The following is an 18429-nucleotide window of genomic DNA, read 5'->3' as shown; positions in this document are numbered from 1 at the left end:
GGGCAGCACAACGGCTCCTGCCGGATCTGCCTTGGGCAAAATGTGGCCGTGGCTGGCCTGGGCGGTGGTGATCTTCATCGCCGACCAGGTCACCAAGATGCTGATCCTCGACGCCTACCGGCTGGGAGATGCGACCCCCATCACCAGCTTCTTCAACATCGTGCGCGCGCACAACACGGGCGCGGCCTTCTCGTTCCTGGCGGACGCGGGCGGCTGGCAGCGCTGGGCGTTCACCGGCATCGGTGTGGCGGCCACGGTGTTCATCGTCTGGCAGCTGCGCGCGCACCCCGGACAGAAGCTGTTCTGCTTTGCACTGTCCAGCATTCTGGGTGGCGCGGTGGGCAACGTGGTGGACCGGCTGATGCACGGCTACGTGGTCGACTTTCTGGACTTTTACGCACGCGGCTACCATTTCCCGGCCTTCAACCTGGCCGATTCGGCCATCACCGTGGGTGCGGTCTGCCTGGTGCTGGACGAGTTGCTGCGGATGAAGAAGTCGAAGTAAACCTCTCGCGACTTCATTTCTGAACGGCCCCATCGAGGGCCGTTTTTCATGGGCCTTGGTCACAAGGGCGTCACACGGCTTCGCTCCAATGTAAACGTTTACATTGCAACGAGGTTCCATGAGCATCCAGGACGTGGCCCGCCAGGCGGGCGTGTCGGTCGCCACCGTCTCGCGGGTCTTCAACCTGCCGGACAAGGTGACGCCGGCCACGCGCGGGCATGTGCAGCAGGTCGCCCAGGCCTTGGGCTACCTGCCCAACGCCAGCGCGCGCACCTTGCGCACCCAGCGCAGCCGCGTCATCGGCGTGGTGCTGCCCACCCTGCTCAACCCGGTGTTTGCCGAATGCCTGCAGGGCCTCGCCCAGGCGGCCGTCGCGGCCGGCTACGCCATCCTGCCGTTTGCCACCGACTACCAGATCGCCCAGGAAGACCGTGCCGTGCACTTGCTCTTGGCCGGCAATGTGGACGGCATGGTCCTCGTGGTCTCCAACCCCGCCACCTCGAGCGCGCTGCAGCGCCTGGCCGAAGCCGGGCTGCCCTACGTGCTGGCCTATAACCGGCACCCGGACCATCCCTGCGTCTCGGTGGATGGCGAGCAGGCCGTGGCCGAGCTGGTGGCCCATCTGGTCTCGCTCGGGCACCGGCGCATCACCATGGTCAGCGGCCAGCTCGCCGCATCGGACCGGGCGCAGCAGCGCAGCCGGGGCTTTCACAGCGGCATGGCCGCCGCCGGCCTGCCCGAGGGGCCGGTGCTCGAAGTGCCCTTTGTCGAGACCGCCGTGCAGGACGTCACGGCCCTGCTGCAGGCGCCGGGCCGCCCCACGGCCCTGGTCTGCTCCAACGACCTGCTGGCCATCCGCAGCATCCGCGCTGCCCACCTGGCCGCTCTGGCCGTGCCGCGCGACCTGAGCGTGGCGGGCTTCGACGGCATCGCCCTGGGCGAAGACCTCACGCCCATGCTGAGCACCGTCGCCCAGCCCAACGCCGACATCGGCCGCTGCAGCGTGCAGCTGCTGGTGCAGGCCATGGCCAGCGGCACGCCGCTGGCACCGGACGCCGGGCTCACGCTGGCCCACCACTTTCGCACCGGCGAATCCTGCGCGCACGCCTGACCCCTTTCACCCACGTTTCCCGCCACCTCTGATCACAGGAGTTCTCGATGACATTCCCGCTCACCCCCTTCATGCGCGCCGCGGCGCTCGCCCTCGGCCTGGCGGCCAGCGGCGCGGCCATGGCGCAAACGGCCATCTGCTACAACTGCCCGCCCGAATGGGCCGACTGGGGCAGCCAGATCAAGGCCATCAAGGCCAAGACCGGCATCACCGTGCCGCCGGACAACAAGAACTCCGGCCAGTCGCTGGCGCAGATGACGGCCGAGAAGGCCAGCCCCGTGGCCGACGTGACCTACCTGGGCGTGACCTTCGCGATCCAGGCGCACAAGGACGGCCTGGTCAGCGCCTACCAGCCGCCGGCGGCGTGGAAGGACATTCCCGATGGCCTCAAGGACCCGGCCGGCCACTGGTTCACCATCCACTCGGGCACGCTTGGCTTCATGGTCAACGTGGATGCGCTCAAGGGCAAGCCCGTGCCGCAATCGTGGGCCGATCTGCTCAAGCCCGACTACAAGGGCCTGATCGGCTACCTGGACCCGGCCTCGGCCTTCGTGGGCTACGTGGGTGCGGTGGCGGCCAACCAGGCGCGCGGCGGCACGCTGGAAAATTTCGGCCCCGGCATCGACTACTTCAAGGCGCTGCAGAAGAACGAGCCCATCGTGCCCAAGCAGACCTCGTACGCGCGCGTGCTCTCGGGTGAAATCGCGATCCTGCTGGACTACGACTTCAACGCCTACCGCGCCAAGTACAAGGACCAGGCCAACGTGCAGTTCGTGATCCCTGCCGAAGGCACGCTGGCGGTGCCCTACGTGATGAGCCTGGTGGCCGGCGCGCCCCACGCCGCCGAAGGCAAGAAGGTGTTGGACTTCGTGCTCTCCGACGAAGGCCAGGCCCTGTGGGCCAATGCCTACCTGCGGCCGGTGCGCGCCAGCGCCATGCCCAAGGAGGTGCAGGCGCGCTTCCTGCCCGCCAGCGAATACGCCCGCGCCAAGACGGTGGACTATGGCCGCATGGCCGCAGTGCAGAAGGCGTTCTCGGACCGCTACCTCGCAGAAGTGAAGTGATCCTGATGCGCCACGGCTTCGCTCCCTCGCGCATGCTGCTGCTGGCCTGCGCCGCGCCGGCCGTGGCCTTCTTCGCGGCCTTCTGGCTGCTGCCCGTGGCCCTGCTGCTGGCGCTGCCGGCAGGCAAGGGCTGGGCCAGCTATTTCGCCGTGCTGACGAATGCCCGCTACCTGCAGAGCCTGCTGCAGACCCTGGGCCTGTCGCTTGCCGTCACGCTGGCCACGCTGGTGCTGGGTGCCCTGGTGGGCATCACGCTGGCACGCCAGCGCTTTCGCGGGCGGCAGCTGCTGCTGTCGCTGCTCACACTGCCGCTGTCCTTCCCCGGGGTCATCGTGGGCTTCTTCATGATCCTGCTGGGCGGACGCCAGGGGCTGGTGGCCGACATCTCGGACCACCTGGGCATGGGCCGCACCACCTTCGCCTATGGCCTCACGGGCCTGTTCCTGGCCTACCTGTATTTCTCGCTGCCACGCGCGATCGCCACCTATACCGCGGCGGCAGGCGCCATGGACGCCGCACTGGAAGAGGCCGCCCGGTCGCTGGGTGCCTCGCGCTGGCATGTGGCGCGCGACGTCTGGCTGCCCGAACTGGCCGCCACCACGCTGGCCTGCGGTGCCATCGTCTTCGCCACCGCCATGGGCGCCTTCGGCACGGCCTTCACGCTGGCCAGCAAGTTCGAGGTACTGCCCATCACCATCTACAACGAGTTCACCAACTACGCCAACTTCGCGCTGGCGGCCAGCCTGTCGATCACGCTGGGGCTCATCACCTGGCTGGTGCTGTGGGCGGCACGCCGCGCATCCGGCACCGCGGCCTTCTGAAGCATCGACCATGAGAAACGCACGACAAGCCCCCTGGTCCCTGGTGGCGCTCACAGCGCTGGTGGCCCTGTTCATGCTGGCGCCCATCGCCCTGTCGGTCATGGCCGGGCTGGTGAACAACTACAGCGCGGGCCTGAAAAGCGGGCTCACGCTGCGCTGGCTTTCCGAGGTGTGGGAAAACTATGGCGGCACCGTCGGTGCATCGCTGCTGCTGGCCTTACTGTGCGTGGCGGGCAACCTGCTCATCGGTGTGCCCTGCGCCTATGCGCTTGCGCGCAGCCGCTCGCGCTGGGCACGGCTGTTCGAGGAACTGCTGACCCTGCCCGTGGCCGTGCCCGGGCTGGCCAGCGCGCTGGCACTGATACTGGCCTACGGCACGCTCTCGGGATTTCGCCAGAGCTTCGCCTTCATCCTGGTCGGGCACATGGTGTTCACGCTGCCCTTCATGGTGCGTACCGTGGGATCGGCCTTCCAGAAGGACGAACTGCGCTCGCTCGAAGAGGCGGCGCGCTCGCTGGGGGCCAGCTTCGCGCAGCGCTTTCTCGGGGTGCTGGTGCCCGCCGTGCTGCCGGCCATCGTGGCGGGCAGCCTGATGGTGTTCACGCTCTCGGTGGGCGAGTTCAACCTGACCTGGATGCTGCACACCCCGCTCACGCGCACCCTGCCCGTTGGCCTGGCCGACAGCTATGCCTCCATGCGCATCGAGATCGGCTCGGCCTACACCCTGGTCTTCCTGATCGTCGTCCTGCCCGTGCTGTGGGGCCTGCAGGCCGTCGGCACCTTCATCGAGAAACACCATGGAACTTGAACGCACGCGCGTGGACGTGGTCCAGTGCGCCAAAACCTATGCCGACGGCACGCGCGGCCTGCAGCCCACCGACCTCACGGTGGAGCCCGGTGAAGTGCTGGCGCTGCTGGGCCCTTCGGGCTGCGGCAAGACCACGCTGCTGCGCCTGATCGCGGGACTGGAGTCGCCCGACGCGGGCAGCCGCATCGCCTTTGGCGGCACGGACGTGACGCAGCTGCCCATCGAGCGGCGCGGCATCGGCATGGTGTTTCAGCACTATGCACTGTTCCCGCAGATGACGGTGGCCGCCAACATCGGCTACGGCCTGCGCATCCGCGGCACCGATGCGGCCGAAGAGCGCCGCGTGGTGGGCGAGCTGGTGGACCTGGTGCGCCTGAATGGGCTGGAGAACAAGCGCCCCGCCGAGCTTTCGGGCGGCCAGCGCCAGCGCGTGGCCCTGGCACGCGCCGTGGCCGTGCGCCCGCGCGTGTTGCTGCTGGACGAACCGCTGACCGCACTGGACGCCAAGCTCAAGGAGTCGCTGCGCGACGAGCTGGCCGAGCTGCTGCGCCGCCTGCACATCACGGCCATCCACGTCACGCACGACCAGCAGGAGGCCCTGGTCATTGCCGACCGCCTGGCGGTGATGCAGGCCGGCCGCATCGTGCAGGTGGGCGACGGCGAAACGCTGTACCGCACGCCGGCCCACCCCTTCGTGGCCGCCTTCCTGGGCCGCGTGAACCGGCTGCAACGCGACGAGGCGGCCCGCCAGCGCCAGGTGCTGCCCCTGGGCGGGATCGAACTGCCCTGCCCCGCGGCCTGCGCCGCCGACACCGTGCTGCTGGTGCGCCCCGAGGACATCGAAGTCCAGTTGGACTACCCAGGAGACGAAGCTTGGGGCCGCGCCGAGGTCACGCGCCGCAGCTTCCTGGGCGAGCGCGTACAGCTCACCCTGGCGCTGACCGGCCAGCCCCCGATGCAGGCCGAGGTGCCCCGGGACCACCCGGCCCGCCAGGGCCAGCAGGTGGCCATCCGCATCCGCCCCGAGCACCTCATGCCCAGTCACGGGGCTTCCTGACCCCTGCCACGCACTTCCATGAACACCCTGCTGCTGCAACTGTCCGACCTGCATATCCGCGAGCCTGGGCGCTTGGCCTATGGCCGCATCAACACCGCGCCCTACCTCACACAAGCGGTACAGGCCATCCTGCGCCTGCCACAACGGCCCGACGCGCTGGTGATCACCGGCGACCTGACGGACTTCGGCCGCGCGGCCGAGTACGAGCACCTGCGCACGCTGCTGTCACCACTGGGTGCCATGCCGACCTACCTGCTGCCCGGCAACCACGACGAACGCGCCCAGTTGCGCCAGAGCTTTGCGGAGCACGGCTACCTGGGCACCGAAGGCTTCGTGCAGTACTGCGTGCCGGTCGGCGACCTGACCCTGATCGCGCTGGACACCGTGGTGCCCGGCGCCAGCGAGGGCAGCCTGTGCCGCGAACGGCTGGCCTGGCTGGCCGACGCGCTCGATGCACAGCGCCACCGCCCCGTGGTGATCGCCATGCACCACCCGCCTTTCCAGACGCTGATCGGCCACATGGACGCCATCGGGCTGCTGAGCGGTGCGGCAGAACTCGAAGCCCTGGTGGCGCGCCACCCGAACGTGGAGCGCATCGTCTGCGGCCACCTGCACCGCAGCATCCAGGTGCGCTTTGGCGGCTCCATCGCCATGACCGTGCCCTCGCCGGCCCACCAGGTCTGCCTGGACCTGGCGCCCGATGCGGCCTCGGCCTGGACGCTGGAGCCCCCCGGCTTCGGCCTGCATGCGCTGCCCCAGGGGGGGCGCCTGGTGAGCCATACCGTGGCCAGCGGGCTGTACGAAGGGCCCTTCCCCTTCCACGACGGTGGGCAGCTGATTGACTGAGGCCGCCCGGCACCGGGGGCACCACACCCTTTTTCCAGCCTGGCCGGAGCAACACACCTTGCCGTGTCATGGACATGGTTCCTGTGCTATGGATTCAGGAGTATGCTAGAGCGTCCGCAATGTGACAGTTTTGTGACTAAAACGGGCGCTTCCCTGGTTTGCGGTCTGCCGTTTTTGCTGCAGTGCCGGCCTTTCGGCCTCGCAAACCTTTCCCGCGCCCGTTTCCGGGCCACACCAGCCTGCCCCCAAGGCAGCCGCAGCGGGCATGGCACGTGCTTCACAGTGCAGGTCAAAAATAAGAAAAGTTAGCGTTTACTCATGAAGCATCTCCTGAATCTCCTGGCCGCCGTTGCGCTGCTGATCTGGGGCACGCACCTGGTGCGCACCGGCATTCTGCGCGTGTTCGGCGCCAACCTGCGCCAGCTGATCGCCCACAGCGTCAGCACACGCATCACCGCCGTGCTGTCGGGCATCGGGGTCACGGCGCTGGTGCAGTCGAGCACGGCCACCGCGCTCATCGTGTCCTCCTTCGTCGGCCAGGGGCTGGTCACCCTGCCCGCCGCCCTGGCCGTGATGCTCGGGGCCGATGTCGGCACCAGCGTGATGGCAGTCGTCTTCGCGATGGACCTGTCGTGGCTGTCGCCGCTGTTCATCTTCGTCGGGGTGGTGCTGTTCATCACCCGCAAGGACACGGCCGCAGGCCGCGTGGGCCGCGTGCTGATCGGCCTGGGCCTGATGCTGCTGGCGCTGCGCCTGATCACCGAATCCACCACCGTGCTGACGCAATCGCCCACGGTGCGCACCTTGCTGGGCGCGCTCACCAGCGACCTGCTGCTGGAGATCTTCACGGGCGCCGTGCTGGCCGTGGTGGCCTACTCCAGCCTGGCCACCGTGCTGCTGACCGCCACCCTGGCCGGCTCCGGCGGTATCCCGGTGGACGTGGCGCTGGGCCTGGTGATCGGTGCCAACCTGGGCAGCGGCCTGCTGGCCGTGCTGACCACCATGAAGGCGAATGTGCAGACGCGCCAGGTGCCCCTGGGCAACCTGTTCTTCAAGATCATCGGCGTGGCCATCATGACGCCCCTCACCGGCCTGTGGCTGCAGCATGTGCGGCCGTACGTTCCCGACACGGCCACGCTGGTGGTGCTGTTCCATCTGGCCTTCAACGTGGTGGTGGGCATCATCTGCATCGGCCTGACCGGAACCGTGGCGCGTGCCGTGCAGCGGCTGCTGCCGCAGCCGGACGCACAGGCGTCCGCCGCCGGGGCGCGCCCCAAGCACCTGGACCCCTCGGCCCTGGCCACGCCGTCGCTGGCCATTTCGTGCGCAGCACGCGAGGCCTTGCACCAGGCCGACGTGGTCGAGTCCATGATGATCGGCCTGCACACCGTGATCCGCACCGACGACCTCAAGCTCGCGCAGGACCTGCGCAAGCTCGACGACGAGGTGGACGGCCTGTACTCGGCCATCAAGTACTACCTGACCAAGATCTCGCGCGAGGCCCTGGACGAACGCGAAGGCCGGCGCTGGGCCGACATCATCAGCTTCACCATCAACATGGAGCAGATCGGCGACATCATCGAGCGCGTGCTGATCGACATCGAGGACAAGAAGATCAAGAAGGGCCGCCACTTCTCCGAGGCCGGGATGGAGGAGATCAACGAGCTGCACGCCCGCCTGCTGGACAATCTGCGCCTGGCAATGAGCGTCTTCCTCAACGGCAACGTGCGCGATGCGCAGAAGCTGCTGGAAGAGAAGGCGCGCTTTCGCGACCTGGAGCGTGCCTACTCGGCCACCCACCTGGTGCGCCTGTCGGACAACACGGTGCAGAGCATCGAGACCAGCTCGCTGCACATCGACCTGATCAGCGAGCTCAAGCGCATCAACTCGCTGCTGTGCTCGGTGGCCTACCCGATCCTGGAATCGGCCGGGGCGCTGGCACCGAGTCGGCTGCGCGCGGCGACCACGACCGACTGAGGCACGGCGGCGAACGCCGTCAGGCGCTGGAATCCAGGAAGCCGCCGATGACCAGCCCGGCCTCCTGGGTGAAGCCACCCTGGGCCACACGTTGCCGTACTTCGCCGAGGTCCAGCAACTCGAAGCGCTCCACCTCGCCATCCTGGTTGGCAGGATCCATGCCCTCGGGCACCGTGGCCCGGAACCAGTCGATGCGCTCGACCATGTAGCCGATGCCGCCGCCCTCGCGGCTGGGGCGGCCAAAGAGCACATGGCCACCGTGGGCGACCTGTGCCAGGTCCGACACATGCAGCCCCGCCTCTTCCCAGGTCTCTCGGGCCAAGGCTTCGTCCAGCGTATCGGCGGCCGAGACCATGCCCCCCATCAGCGTGTCCCACATGCCCGGGTTGTTGGGCTTGGTGCGCGAGCGCAGCTGCACCCACATGCGCCCGTCGGGCGCCAGGCCCACCAGGTGCACGGCCCGCGTGGCGATGCCCAGCACGCGCACGGCACCACGCTCCACGGTGGCGATCACCTCGCCCTGGGCGTTGGGCACGGCCAACTGCTCATTGCGCCACGGGCCGCAAAGGCTCCGGGCGCGCAGCGCGGCGGCGATGGCATTGAGGCCTGCGGTGGCCTGGCCCGCTGGTACGTCGAGGTGCCAGCCGCCCGCCTCCCTGTGCAGGCGATGGCCGCCCTCCAGCGCGGGGGCGACCGTGTCCAGCACGCCTTCGGCCACCGAGCCCACGACCTGCACTGCCACGAGCAGCGGCAACCGGGCCTGCGCCGGAGGTTGCTGCGCGGCCACCCGGGCCGCCGCCAGCCAACCGGCAAAGGTCTGCGCGGGCGTGCTCACAGCGTGAGGATGGTGCAGCCGGTGGTCTTGCGGCCTTCGAGGTCGCGGTGTGCCTGCTGCACCTCGGCCAGCGGGTAGCGCTGGTCGATGTGGATCTTCACCTGGCCGCTGGCCACCACGGCGAACAGGTCGTCGGCCATGGCCTGCGTGCTTTCGCGCGTGGCGATGTGGGTGAACAGGGTCTGGCGCGTGACGTACAGCGAGCCCTTGGCACCGAGCGAGCCCGGTGCGAACGGCGGCACGGGGCCCGAGGCATTGCCGAAGCTGGCCATCAGGCCGAAGGGGCGCAGGCATTCGAGCGACTTGTCCCAGGTGTCCTTGCCCACCGAGTCGTACACCACCTTCACGCCCTGGCCGCCGGTGATCTCCTTGACGCGCGCCGCAAAGTCTTCGGTGTTGTAGTTGATGGCGTGGGCCGCACCATTGGCCAGCGCCAGCTGGCACTTGGCATCGGTGCCGGCCGTGCCGATGAGCTGCAGGCCCAGGGCCTTGGCCCACTGGCTGGCGATCAGGCCCACACCGCCGGCAGCGGCGTGGAAGAGCACATGATCGCCGGCCTGCAAGCCCTGCACCGGCAGCGTCTTCTTGAGCAGGTACTGCGCCGTGAGGCCCTTGAGCATCATGGCCGCGCCGGTCTCGAAGCTGATCGCATCGGGCAGCTTGCAGACGCACTTGGCTGGCAGCACGCGCAGTTCGCAGTAGCTGCCGGGCGGCTGGCTGGCATAGGCGGCGCGGTCGCCCACCTTGAGGTGCGTCACGCCCTCACCCACGGCTTCGACCACGCCAGCGGCCTCCATGCCGATGGTGGCAGGCATGCCCAACTGGTACAGGCCCGTGCGGTGGTACACGTCGATGAAGTTCAGGCCGATGGCATGGTGGCGGATGCGGATCTCGCCCGGGCCGGGCTCGCCCACGGTGACATCGACGAGGTGGAGTTCTTCGGGACCGCCATGCTGGCGGATCTGGACGGCGAGGCTCATGGGATCGGTCTCCTGTAACGGGTGGGACAAACGGCGGCCATCCTGCCATGAATCTGCAAGTCTTGCCCGCCGCGGGCAGATACAGTCACGGCATGACGCAAAGACTCTCGCCCGGCACTGCAGCGCTGTTGGTGGTACCGCCACTGCTCTGGGCCGGCAATGCCGTGGTCGGCCGGCTGGTGCACGACCTCATTCCGCCCCTCACCCTGAACTTCATCCGCTGGGTGCTGGCCTTTTTCATCCTGCTGCCCCTGGCGCACGCCGTGCTGCGCCGGGACAGCCCGCTGTGGCCACACTGGCGCCGCTATGCATTGCTGGGCCTGCTCGGCGTGGGCTTGTACAACGCGCTGCAGTACATGGCACTGCAGACTTCCACCCCCATCAACGCCACCCTGGTAGGGTCGAGCATGCCGGTCTGGATGCTGGCCGTGGGCGCGCTGTTCTTCGGCGCGCCAGTCACGCGCCGCCAGGTGGCAGGGGCCTTTCTGTCCATGTGCGGGGTGCTGCTGGTGCTCAGCCGTGGCGAGTGGGGCCAGTTGCTGGCCCTGCGCCTGGTGCTGGGCGACCTGTTCATGGTGCTGGCCACCATCTCCTGGGCGTTCTACAGCTGGATGCTCTCGGGCACGCGCGAGCCGGCCGCCATCCGCGGCGACTGGGCGGCCTTCCTGATGGCGCAGATGGTCTTCGGCCTGGCCTGGTCGGGCTCGTTCGCGGGGCTCGAGTGGGCCAGCGGGCGCACGCACATCGAATGGGGCTGGCCCCTGATCGCCGCGCTGGCCTTCATCGCCGTGGGGCCGGCCGTGCTGGCCTACCGTTTCTGGGGCGTGGGGGTGCAGCGGGCCGGGCCGGCGATGGCCAGCTTCTTCGTGAACCTCACGCCGCTGTTCGCGGCCCTGCTGTCGGCGGCCTTCCTGGGCGACACGCCGCAGCTGTTCCACGGCGTGGCCTTCGCGCTGATCGTCGGCGGGATCGTCGTCTCCTCGCGGCGCTGAAGACCGGTCCGGCCCCCAGAGGTCAGGCAGTGAGCGCGGTGCTGCTGGCGCCCAGCAGGCTCTCCAGGTCGGCCACGGGCACGGGGCGGCCCATCAGGTAGCCCTGGAAGAACTGGCAGCCGTGCAGGGCCAGAAAATCCTTTTGCGCCTGGGTCTCGACGCCTTCGGCAATCACGTCAAGCTCCAGGTTGCGCGCCATGCCGATGATGGTCTGCACGATCACGTCGTCGGTGTGCTTGACGCCCAGGTTGCGCACGAAGGACTGGTCGATCTTGAGCTGGTCCAGCGGCAGCCGCGTGAGGTAGGCAAGCGAGGAGTAGCCGGTGCCGAAATCGTCCACCGAGAAGCGCACGCCCTTGGTCTTGAGCAGGCCCATCTTGGCGATGGTGTCGTCCACGTTGTCGAGCACCAGGGACTCGGTGAGTTCCAGCTTGAGCAGGTGCGGGCGGGCCCCGGTCTCGCGCAGCACCTCGACCACCCGGGCCACGAAATCGCGCTGGCGAAACTGCCGCGCACTGACGTTGACCGACAGCTGCACGTGGCGGTAGCGCGCGTCGCCCTGCCAGGCGGCCAGCTGCTCGCAGGCCGTGCGCAGCACCCAGTGGCCCATGGGCACGATGAGCTCGCTCTCCTCGGCCACGCCGATGAAGTGGCCCGGCCCGATCAGGCCGCGCTCCGGGTGGCGCCAGCGGATGAGCGCTTCGGCCCCGACGATGCGGCCATCCAGGTGGAACTGGGGCTGGTAGTGCAGCACGAACTGGCGGCCAGTCAGCGCCGCCTGCAGGTCGCTCTCAAGCTGCGCACGCTGGCTGATCGCGATCTGCATCTGCGGGTCGAAGAAGCACAGCGCATTGCGGCCCTGGGACTTGACCTGGTACATGGCGATGTCGGCCTGCTTGAGCAGGTCCACCGAAGGCTGCATGGCGCCCCCCATCAGCGTGGCGCCGATGCTGGGGGTGCTGTGGTAGGTGTGGGTGCCCAGCGTGTAGGGCTGGTTGAGCTTGCGCAGGATCTTCTGGCCCACCCGGCGCGCATAGGCGGCGGCCTCGCTGCTGTGCTCCGAGAGGTCGCTGAGCATCACCACGAATTCGTCCCCGCCCAGGCGGGCCACCGTGTCTTCGCGCCGCACACAGGCCTTCAGGCGCTGCGCCACCTGGCGCAGCAGCATGTCCCCCACCTCATGGCCCAGGGTGTCGTTGAGGGTCTTGAAGTGGTCCAGGTCCAGGAACAGCAGGGCGCCATGCTGGCCGCTGCGCACGCTGGCGGCCGTGGCCTGCTGCATGCGGTCCATCAGCAGGCGCCGGTTGGGCAGGTTGGTCAGGGGGTCGAAAAAGGCCAGGCTCTCGATCTCGGCACTGGCCTGGCGCAATTCGGTCACGTCGTGGTAGGTGATGACCAGCCCCGATTCCGGCGTCACCCGCTCGGTGATCTGGATCACGCGGCCATCGGGCAGCGATTGCTCGTGCGGCCCCTGCGGCTGCAATTGCAGCGCCAGGCGGTGCTCTATCCACAGCGCACGCTCCGAATCGGAGGCGTGCGGCAGGTGGTGCCGGGCCTTTTCTTCCAATACCTTGCGGAACGGCACCTGCGGCGCCAGCATGGGCTGGAGCCAGGGAAAGATCTCTTCGAACCGCCGGTTCCATTGCACCACGCGCTGCGCGCCATCAAGCAGCACAAAGCCGCTGACCATGGATTCCAGGGCCTGGTCCAGCGTGGCCTTGCTCTGGGCAATGGCCAGGCGTGCCTGCGTCATGCGGTCGATGTAGCGCAGGGCGAACCCGCCTGCCGCCAGGATCATGGCCAGGAACGCGAACGCCGTGAAGGCCACGGCATTGCGCTCGGTGCGCCAGGAGGCCAGGGCATCGCTCTGCGGAATGCTGGCCGAGATGCGCAGGTCCTGGTACAGGATGGGCCGGTACACCACCAGCGCGACCTCGCCGCTCAGGCGCGCAGGCGCGCGCCATTGCGGGCCGCTCTCGTCCAGGGTATCGAGCGGCGGTGACAGGGTGTGGGTGACGACGTCCTCGCGGCTGGGCACGCTCAGCAGCATCTGCCCGCCCGCCCGCTCCATCGTGACCTGCAGGCCGCTGATGTCCACGCCCTGCACCAGCACCGAACTGAGCGAGGCCACGGGCAACTCGGCCAGCGCCACCACGCGCGAGCTGTCGGCCATCTTCAGGTGGCGCGCAAAATACAGCACCCGCTCGGCGCTGGCAAAGCTCACCACCGGCTGGCTGACCATCAGGGTGGAGACCGACTGGCGCAGCACCTCGTCCAGAAAGCCGGACGGCAGGTCCAGCGCGAGCCGGCTGCCGGCCGCGTCGGAAGACGCGATCACCTTGCCCTGGGCATCCACCAGCGCCACGTAGCGCACCATGAGGTTCTGGCGGGCCGAGCTGCGCAGGCGCTGGCTGGCGCTGTCGGAGTCGATCCAGTCCACCATGGCGGCCGACAGCCCCAGCAGTTCGTCCATGCTGGCCAGCAGCACGTCCACGGAGAGCAGCGAACGGTTGAGCGCCGCCTCGGCCCCGGCCACGAAGCGCGTGGCCTGCGTGGCGCTGTCGGCCAACGCCACCTGGCGTGCATTCCAGACCAGCGCGGCCGCCACCAGGGCCACCGACGCGAGGAAGAAGGCCACCGCCCCCGAGACGTAGATCTTGATGCGTGCGGGCGAGGATGGGTTCATTTGCCAGGCGCCGCGGCCAGGCCGCGCACGGGCCCGATGGTTCGGTTCCAGATATCGGCGCAGCGCGGGCCGCAGCGCTGCACCCAGCGCGGCAGCACCGTGGAGGCCAGGATCTCGCGGCGGCTCTTCTCGTCCTGCTCCGACACAGGCACGATGACCATGCTGCCCTTGCGCCCGCCGCTGCAGCTGGCCGCTCCGCGGTTGCAGGCCATGCCGTCTGCCGTCTCGCGCTCGGCCTCCTCCCAGATCGCGGCCTCCAGGCGGGGCAGCTCGCGGCGCAGCAGTGCCCGCAGATCGGGCGGCAAGGCCTCCCAGGCGGCCTGGTTGGCGGCAAACACCGCCAGGCCCCAGTTCACCGGCAATGCATGCAGGTGCGAGGTCATGGTGTGCAGGCCCAGTGTGTTGCCCGACATGGTGCCGGTGATGGCGCACTCGGTGTTGCCAGCTGACAGGCTGGTCACGATCTGCGCAAAACCCGTGAGCACGGGAATGCCGCCCAGCGCCCCGACGAAATCGGCCTGGCTGGACGAGGACACACGGATGCGCCGGCCCGACAGGTCGGCCAGGTTGCGCAGTGGCTTCTTGCAGAAGACCACCTGGGCCGGGTAGACATAGATGGCCAGGGCCTCGACCCCGTGCTGGTCACGCAGGGCCTTTTCCAGATAGGGACGAAACGCGGTCACGGTGCTCTTGAGCGTGGCAATGTCGGGGTTCAGTCCCGCGAGGTCGGGCGCCGTGTACTCCGGGTACTGGGCCGAGAAGGAACTCATCAGCGTGGTGCCAAAGGGCACCACCCCGAGCTGCAGCAGGCGCAGCATCTCCCCGCCGGGCACGCCAGCGCGGTCGAAAGGCACGATCTCGGCCTCGAACTTGCCGCCGCTCAGGCGCGCCAGGTCCTTGCTCCAGAAAGGCTCTTCCTGCCGCGTGTACTGGTTGATGCTGGCCAGGCCACCCACGATGCGCAGCTTGTAGGGCGCAGGGGTCTTGGCGGCCGGTGCGGCCCCGCCCGCCTGGGCCCAGGCAGCGCCGCTGCCACACGCCCACACGCTGGCCCCCAGCAGGGCCAGTGCGGCGAATCGGCTTGTCAGGACACGGGACAGGTTCATGGCGTTGGTATCTCCGGCCTTATTTTTCGTCCTAATTTCCCAAAGTATGGAAAAAATGTGCGCAAAACACAACGGACCACGGTAGGGCCATCAGTCCATTGTGCCTTTGCAAACCCCACTGGATACCGGGAAAACACGCGGGAATGCGCCCCTTGCAACACACAGGGCGTGCCTCCCTCCACACCCCTTGATGGGTATCAAGGGGCTGCAGGGCCCTGCCCGGGTGCTCCCTGCTGGCATGGCCCAGGCATCCAGGCCGGACAGCAGCCCCTCAGAACGTGCCCTGGTACGCGCCCCCATCCGCCAGCACATTCTGGCCCGTCATGTAGCCGGCCTGCACGCTGCACAGGAAGGCACAGATTGCGCCGAATTCTTCGGCCGTGCCATAGCGCCCGGCCGGGATCTGGGCTTGCTGCGATTTGCGAAATTCTTCCACGCTGGTGCCGGACTTGGCAGCGGCGGTGCCGATGGTGGTGGCCAGCCGGTCGGTATCGAACTTGCCCGGCAAGAGGTTGTTGATGGTCACGCCACCCGCAGCCAGCTTGCTGCGCGCCACACCGGCCACGAAGCCCGTGAGCCCGCTGCGCGCGCCATTGGACAGGCCCAGGATGTCGATGGGCGCCTTCACGGCGCTGGAGGTGATGTTGACGATGCGGCCAAAGCCGCGCTGTGCCATGCCATCCACCGTGGCTTTGATGAGTTCGATGGGGGTGAGCATGTTCGCGTCCACGGCCTTGATCCAGGCATCGCGGTCCCAGTTGCGGAAATCGCCCGGGGGCGGCCCGCCCGCGTTCGTGACCACGATGTCGAAGCCCTGCCCCGGGCCACCGGCGGCCGAGAACACGGCGGCCCGACCCTCGGGCGTGGTGATGTCAGCGGCCACCGCCAAGACCTGCACCTTGCCGGCCGCGCCCTGCGCCTGCAGGCGGGACACCGCCTGGGCCAGCACATCGGCATTGCGGGCATTGATGACGACATGAACCCCCTCGTTCACCAGCGCCTGGGCACAGCCGAAGCCCAGGCCCTTGCTCGCACCACACACCAACGCCCACTTGCCTGCAATACCCAGATCCATGTCCAACTCCGTGATTCATGAGGAGGTGCACACCGCACCCCCGCTCGCCAAATCATAAGTGGACTTGGACGGCCCTGCCCACAACGGGGCACTGCCCCGGCCCTCAGGCGGGCTGGCGGGCCGGGCGGGTGAAGACGAAGATGCCCGCAACCACCAGCGCCGTGCCGCACGCCACCCACACGGTGAAGGGCTCCCCCAGGATCCAGATGCCCATGAGGATGGTGGACAGGGGCCCCACCATGCCGATCTGCGCGGCCGTGCCGGCACCGATGCGCTCGATGGCCATCATCACCATGAGCACCGGCACCGCCGTGCACAGCGTGGCATTGAGCACCGACAGCCAGATCACCTCGGGCGCCACGATGGCCGCCGAGAACGGCCGCAGCACCACGAACTGCAGCAGGCAGCACAGGCAGGCCACGGTGGTCGCCAGGCCCACGAGCCTGAGCGAGCCGATGCGCCGGACCATCTCGCCGCTGTACACCAGGTAGACGGCATAGCTCACCGCGCTCAGGAACACCAGCAGCGCGCCCAGCGCGGCGTTGCTGCCCTGCAGATTGGCCTCGTGGCCGAAGACCAGCACCACGCCGCAGTAGCTCACCAGCATGCCCAGGGCCTGGCCCCAGCGGATACCCCGGCGGTACAGCGCCCAGCCGAGCATCATCACCAGGGTCGGGTTGAGGTACAGGATCAGGCGCTCCAGGCTGGCACTGATGTAGGCCAGCCCGGCAAAGTCCAGGAAGCTGGCCAGGTAGTAGCCCGTGATCCCCAGGCCCGCAATGCCCAGCCAGTCCTTGCGCGACAGCGGCGGCTTGCCCCGGCTGGCCCACCAGCCCATGGCGGCAAAGATGGGCAGCGCGAACAGCATGCGGTACATGATGAGCGTGACCGCATCCACCCCGTGGCGGTAGGCCAGCTTGACGATGATGGCCTTGCCGCTGAAGGCAATCGAACCGAACAGCGCCAGCAGCAGGCCTGATGCGATGGGTTTGCTGGCGGCTTTGGCGTGCGCAGCGGGCTGCGGTGGCTGGGGCGGTGAGGGGTTCGACAAGAAAAGGTTCTCTCAGATCAGGGGCATGGCAGGCGCCGGTGGCCGCTCCTGCATCGTGTGCATGCCTATGAGTTTGGCATGGGAAGCTGGGCTTGTGCCATCGAACCTGCGCGCGGGCGGCCCCGCCATCGGCGATGGCCAGCGAGACCCTGCTCAGTGCCGGTTGCGGAACAAGCGGTGGTGCAGTCGCCGCAGCGACCACCACACCCCGAGCGCCACCAGCGGAATCGCCACGGCCGCCGTGGTCTCGGCCGACAGGGGCCAGCCCAGTTTCTGCGCGCCCTTGGCCAGGTAGCTCACCAGGCCCACGATGTAGTAGGTGATGGCCGCCACCGAGAGGCCCTCCACCGTGGACTGCATCTTGAGCTGCAGGTCCTGGCGGTGGTTCATGGTAGCCAGCAGCGCCTGGCTGCTTTGCTGCTGCTCGATCTCCACGCGCGTGCGCAGCAGGTTGCTCATGCGCGAGACGCGCTGCGACAGCGCATCCTGGCGCCGGGCCGCCCATTCGCAGGTGCTGCGGGCAGGGGTCAGGCGCCGGTCCATGAACTCGCGGATGGTCTGCATGCCCGCCAGGCGCGACTCGGCAATGTCCTGTATGCGCTTGTCCAGTAGCTCGAAATAGGCACTGCTGGCGGAAAACCGCGAATGCGTGGCCGCGTACTGGCTTTCCACCTGCCCGGCCAGCCGCGTCAGGCGGTCCAGCAGCGCCGGCTCGGCATCGCGGTTGGCGGTGCGTATGGCATCGGCCAGCTCGGCCAGTTCGCGCTCGGCAAAGGCCAGTTCGCTGGCGGCCTCGCGCGCAGCGGGCAGGCCCAGCAGCGCGGCCATGCGGTAGGTCTCGATCTCCAGCAGGCGCTGCACCAGCCGGCCCAGGCGGCGCGGCGTCATGCCGCCGGCCAGCAGCACCATGCGCGAGAAGCCGTCCGCATGGATCGCAAAGTCGGTGTACACCTCGCCATGGCCATCGGCCACGGTGGAAGCCACCAGCGTGTCCTCGTGCAGCACATGCTTGACCAGCGAGCCCGAGCCGAAGGTGTGCGTGGGCAGCACCCAGAGGTTCAGGCTGCACAGGCACTGGCCGGGCAAGGCGGCAAGCCACTCCTGGGGCACGGCATCGGTGGCGCCCGCCGGATCACGCTCGCCGAAGGCGTCCACTTGCGCAGGCACCATGAAGGTCCAGGAGATGAACTCCGTGTGCAGCTCCCAGCGCATGCGAAAGGCCCCCAGGTCCATGCGCAGGTGCGTGGTCTGGGCATCGGGCAGCGCCATGTGGTGGTCGCGCAGGAGCGCGGCCACATGGGCCCGGCTGGCCTCGCGCCCGGCGGCATCCGCCAGCATCACGATGTGGGCAATCGCCAGCGGCGCCGCCATGGCCTCCGGCGGGCGGGCGTGGATCTCGTTGTGCAGCAGGGTCCGGTGCGGGTGCTGCAGGAAACCGGTGGTGGATGTGGGCATGCGAAGTTCTGGGAACGTTGCGCCATTGTGTACCGGGCTCCTGCAGGCCCTGCCCGGCAG

General features: G+C 68.5%; 16 protein-coding genes. 9 read left to right on the top strand and 7 right to left on the bottom strand.

Annotation, left to right across the window (positions count from 1 at the left end):
• The first annotated feature begins 40 nt into the window (after positions 1-40).
• From lspA to ASE28_RS21005, 8 genes are all read left to right on the top strand, one after another.
• Positions 41-505: a signal peptidase II gene (lspA, locus tag ASE28_RS21040; RefSeq protein ID WP_369818253.1), complete on the top strand. Its 465-nt coding sequence runs from the start codon at positions 41-43 to the stop codon at positions 503-505.
• 118 nt (positions 506-623) lie between these two features.
• Positions 624-1616 (top strand): LacI family DNA-binding transcriptional regulator, encoded by a 993-nt coding sequence (locus tag ASE28_RS21035; protein WP_057268356.1) that lies wholly within the window; start codon positions 624-626, stop codon positions 1614-1616.
• Positions 1617-1663: 47 nt separating this feature from the next.
• Positions 1664-2680, top strand: a complete 1017-nt coding sequence (locus ASE28_RS21030; RefSeq protein ID WP_057268355.1) for an ABC transporter substrate-binding protein — start codon at positions 1664-1666, stop codon at positions 2678-2680.
• A gap of 5 nt (positions 2681-2685) precedes the next feature.
• On the top strand, positions 2686-3501 hold the full coding sequence (locus ASE28_RS21025) for an ABC transporter permease (RefSeq protein ID WP_057268488.1): 816 nt from the start codon (positions 2686-2688) through the stop codon (positions 3499-3501).
• A 10-nt stretch (positions 3502-3511) separates the two neighbouring features.
• Positions 3512-4309 (top strand): ABC transporter permease, encoded by a 798-nt coding sequence (locus ASE28_RS21020; RefSeq protein WP_057268354.1) that lies wholly within the window; start codon positions 3512-3514, stop codon positions 4307-4309.
• Positions 4299-5366: an ABC transporter ATP-binding protein gene (locus ASE28_RS21015; protein WP_057268353.1), complete on the top strand. Its 1068-nt coding sequence runs from the start codon at positions 4299-4301 to the stop codon at positions 5364-5366. Before ASE28_RS21020 ends, ASE28_RS21015 begins: the two co-directional genes overlap by 11 nt.
• A gap of 18 nt (positions 5367-5384) precedes the next feature.
• Positions 5385-6212 (top strand): phosphodiesterase, encoded by an 828-nt coding sequence (locus ASE28_RS21010; RefSeq protein ID WP_057268352.1) that lies wholly within the window; start codon positions 5385-5387, stop codon positions 6210-6212.
• 318 nt (positions 6213-6530) lie between these two features.
• Complete coding sequence (locus ASE28_RS21005) at positions 6531-8189, top strand: Na/Pi cotransporter family protein (protein ID WP_057201966.1); 1659 nt, start codon at positions 6531-6533, stop codon at positions 8187-8189.
• 19 nt (positions 8190-8208) lie between these two features.
• On the opposite strand, the gene ASE28_RS21000 is transcribed toward ASE28_RS21005, so the two are convergent.
• Together ASE28_RS21000 and ASE28_RS20995 are read right to left on the bottom strand one after the other, a co-directional pair.
• Positions 8209-9024: an NUDIX domain-containing protein gene (locus ASE28_RS21000; RefSeq protein WP_057268351.1), complete on the bottom strand. Its 816-nt coding sequence runs from the start codon at positions 9022-9024 to the stop codon at positions 8209-8211.
• Positions 9021-10004 (bottom strand): quinone oxidoreductase, encoded by a 984-nt coding sequence (locus ASE28_RS20995; RefSeq protein WP_057201964.1) that lies wholly within the window; start codon positions 10002-10004, stop codon positions 9021-9023. Before ASE28_RS20995 ends, ASE28_RS21000 begins: the two co-directional genes overlap by 4 nt.
• A gap of 92 nt (positions 10005-10096) precedes the next feature.
• Here ASE28_RS20995 and ASE28_RS20990 point away from each other — a divergent pair, with 92 nt between their 5' ends.
• Positions 10097-10996: a DMT family transporter gene (locus ASE28_RS20990; protein WP_057268350.1), complete on the top strand. Its 900-nt coding sequence runs from the start codon at positions 10097-10099 to the stop codon at positions 10994-10996.
• Positions 10997-11018: 22 nt separating this feature from the next.
• On the opposite strand, the gene ASE28_RS20985 is transcribed toward ASE28_RS20990, so the two are convergent.
• From ASE28_RS20985 to ASE28_RS20965, 5 genes are all read right to left on the bottom strand, one after another.
• Positions 11019-13682 carry an EAL domain-containing protein gene (locus tag ASE28_RS20985; protein WP_057201962.1) on the bottom strand — a complete coding sequence of 888 codons (2664 nt, stop codon included), beginning with the start codon at positions 13680-13682 and terminating at the stop codon, positions 11019-11021.
• Positions 13679-14788: a TRAP transporter substrate-binding protein gene (locus tag ASE28_RS20980; RefSeq protein ID WP_057268349.1), complete on the bottom strand. Its 1110-nt coding sequence runs from the start codon at positions 14786-14788 to the stop codon at positions 13679-13681. The genes ASE28_RS20985 and ASE28_RS20980 overlap by 4 nt, the downstream gene beginning before the upstream one ends.
• A gap of 271 nt (positions 14789-15059) precedes the next feature.
• Positions 15060-15863, bottom strand: coding sequence for an SDR family oxidoreductase (locus ASE28_RS20975; protein ID WP_057268348.1), 804 nt, complete (start codon positions 15861-15863; stop codon positions 15060-15062).
• A gap of 103 nt (positions 15864-15966) precedes the next feature.
• Positions 15967-16914: a DMT family transporter gene (locus tag ASE28_RS20970; RefSeq protein WP_057268347.1), complete on the bottom strand. Its 948-nt coding sequence runs from the start codon at positions 16912-16914 to the stop codon at positions 15967-15969.
• A gap of 153 nt (positions 16915-17067) precedes the next feature.
• Complete coding sequence (locus ASE28_RS20965) at positions 17068-18369, bottom strand: DUF3422 family protein (protein WP_057201958.1); 1302 nt, start codon at positions 18367-18369, stop codon at positions 17068-17070.
• Between the last annotated feature and the right edge of the window lie 60 nt (positions 18370-18429).

Source organism: Acidovorax sp. Root219 (assembly GCF_001428665.1).
GTDB lineage: Bacteria > Pseudomonadota > Gammaproteobacteria > Burkholderiales > Burkholderiaceae_C > Acidovorax.
Note: the sequence above shows the minus strand (reverse complement) of the source record. Positions and strands in the feature narration are given on the sequence as shown.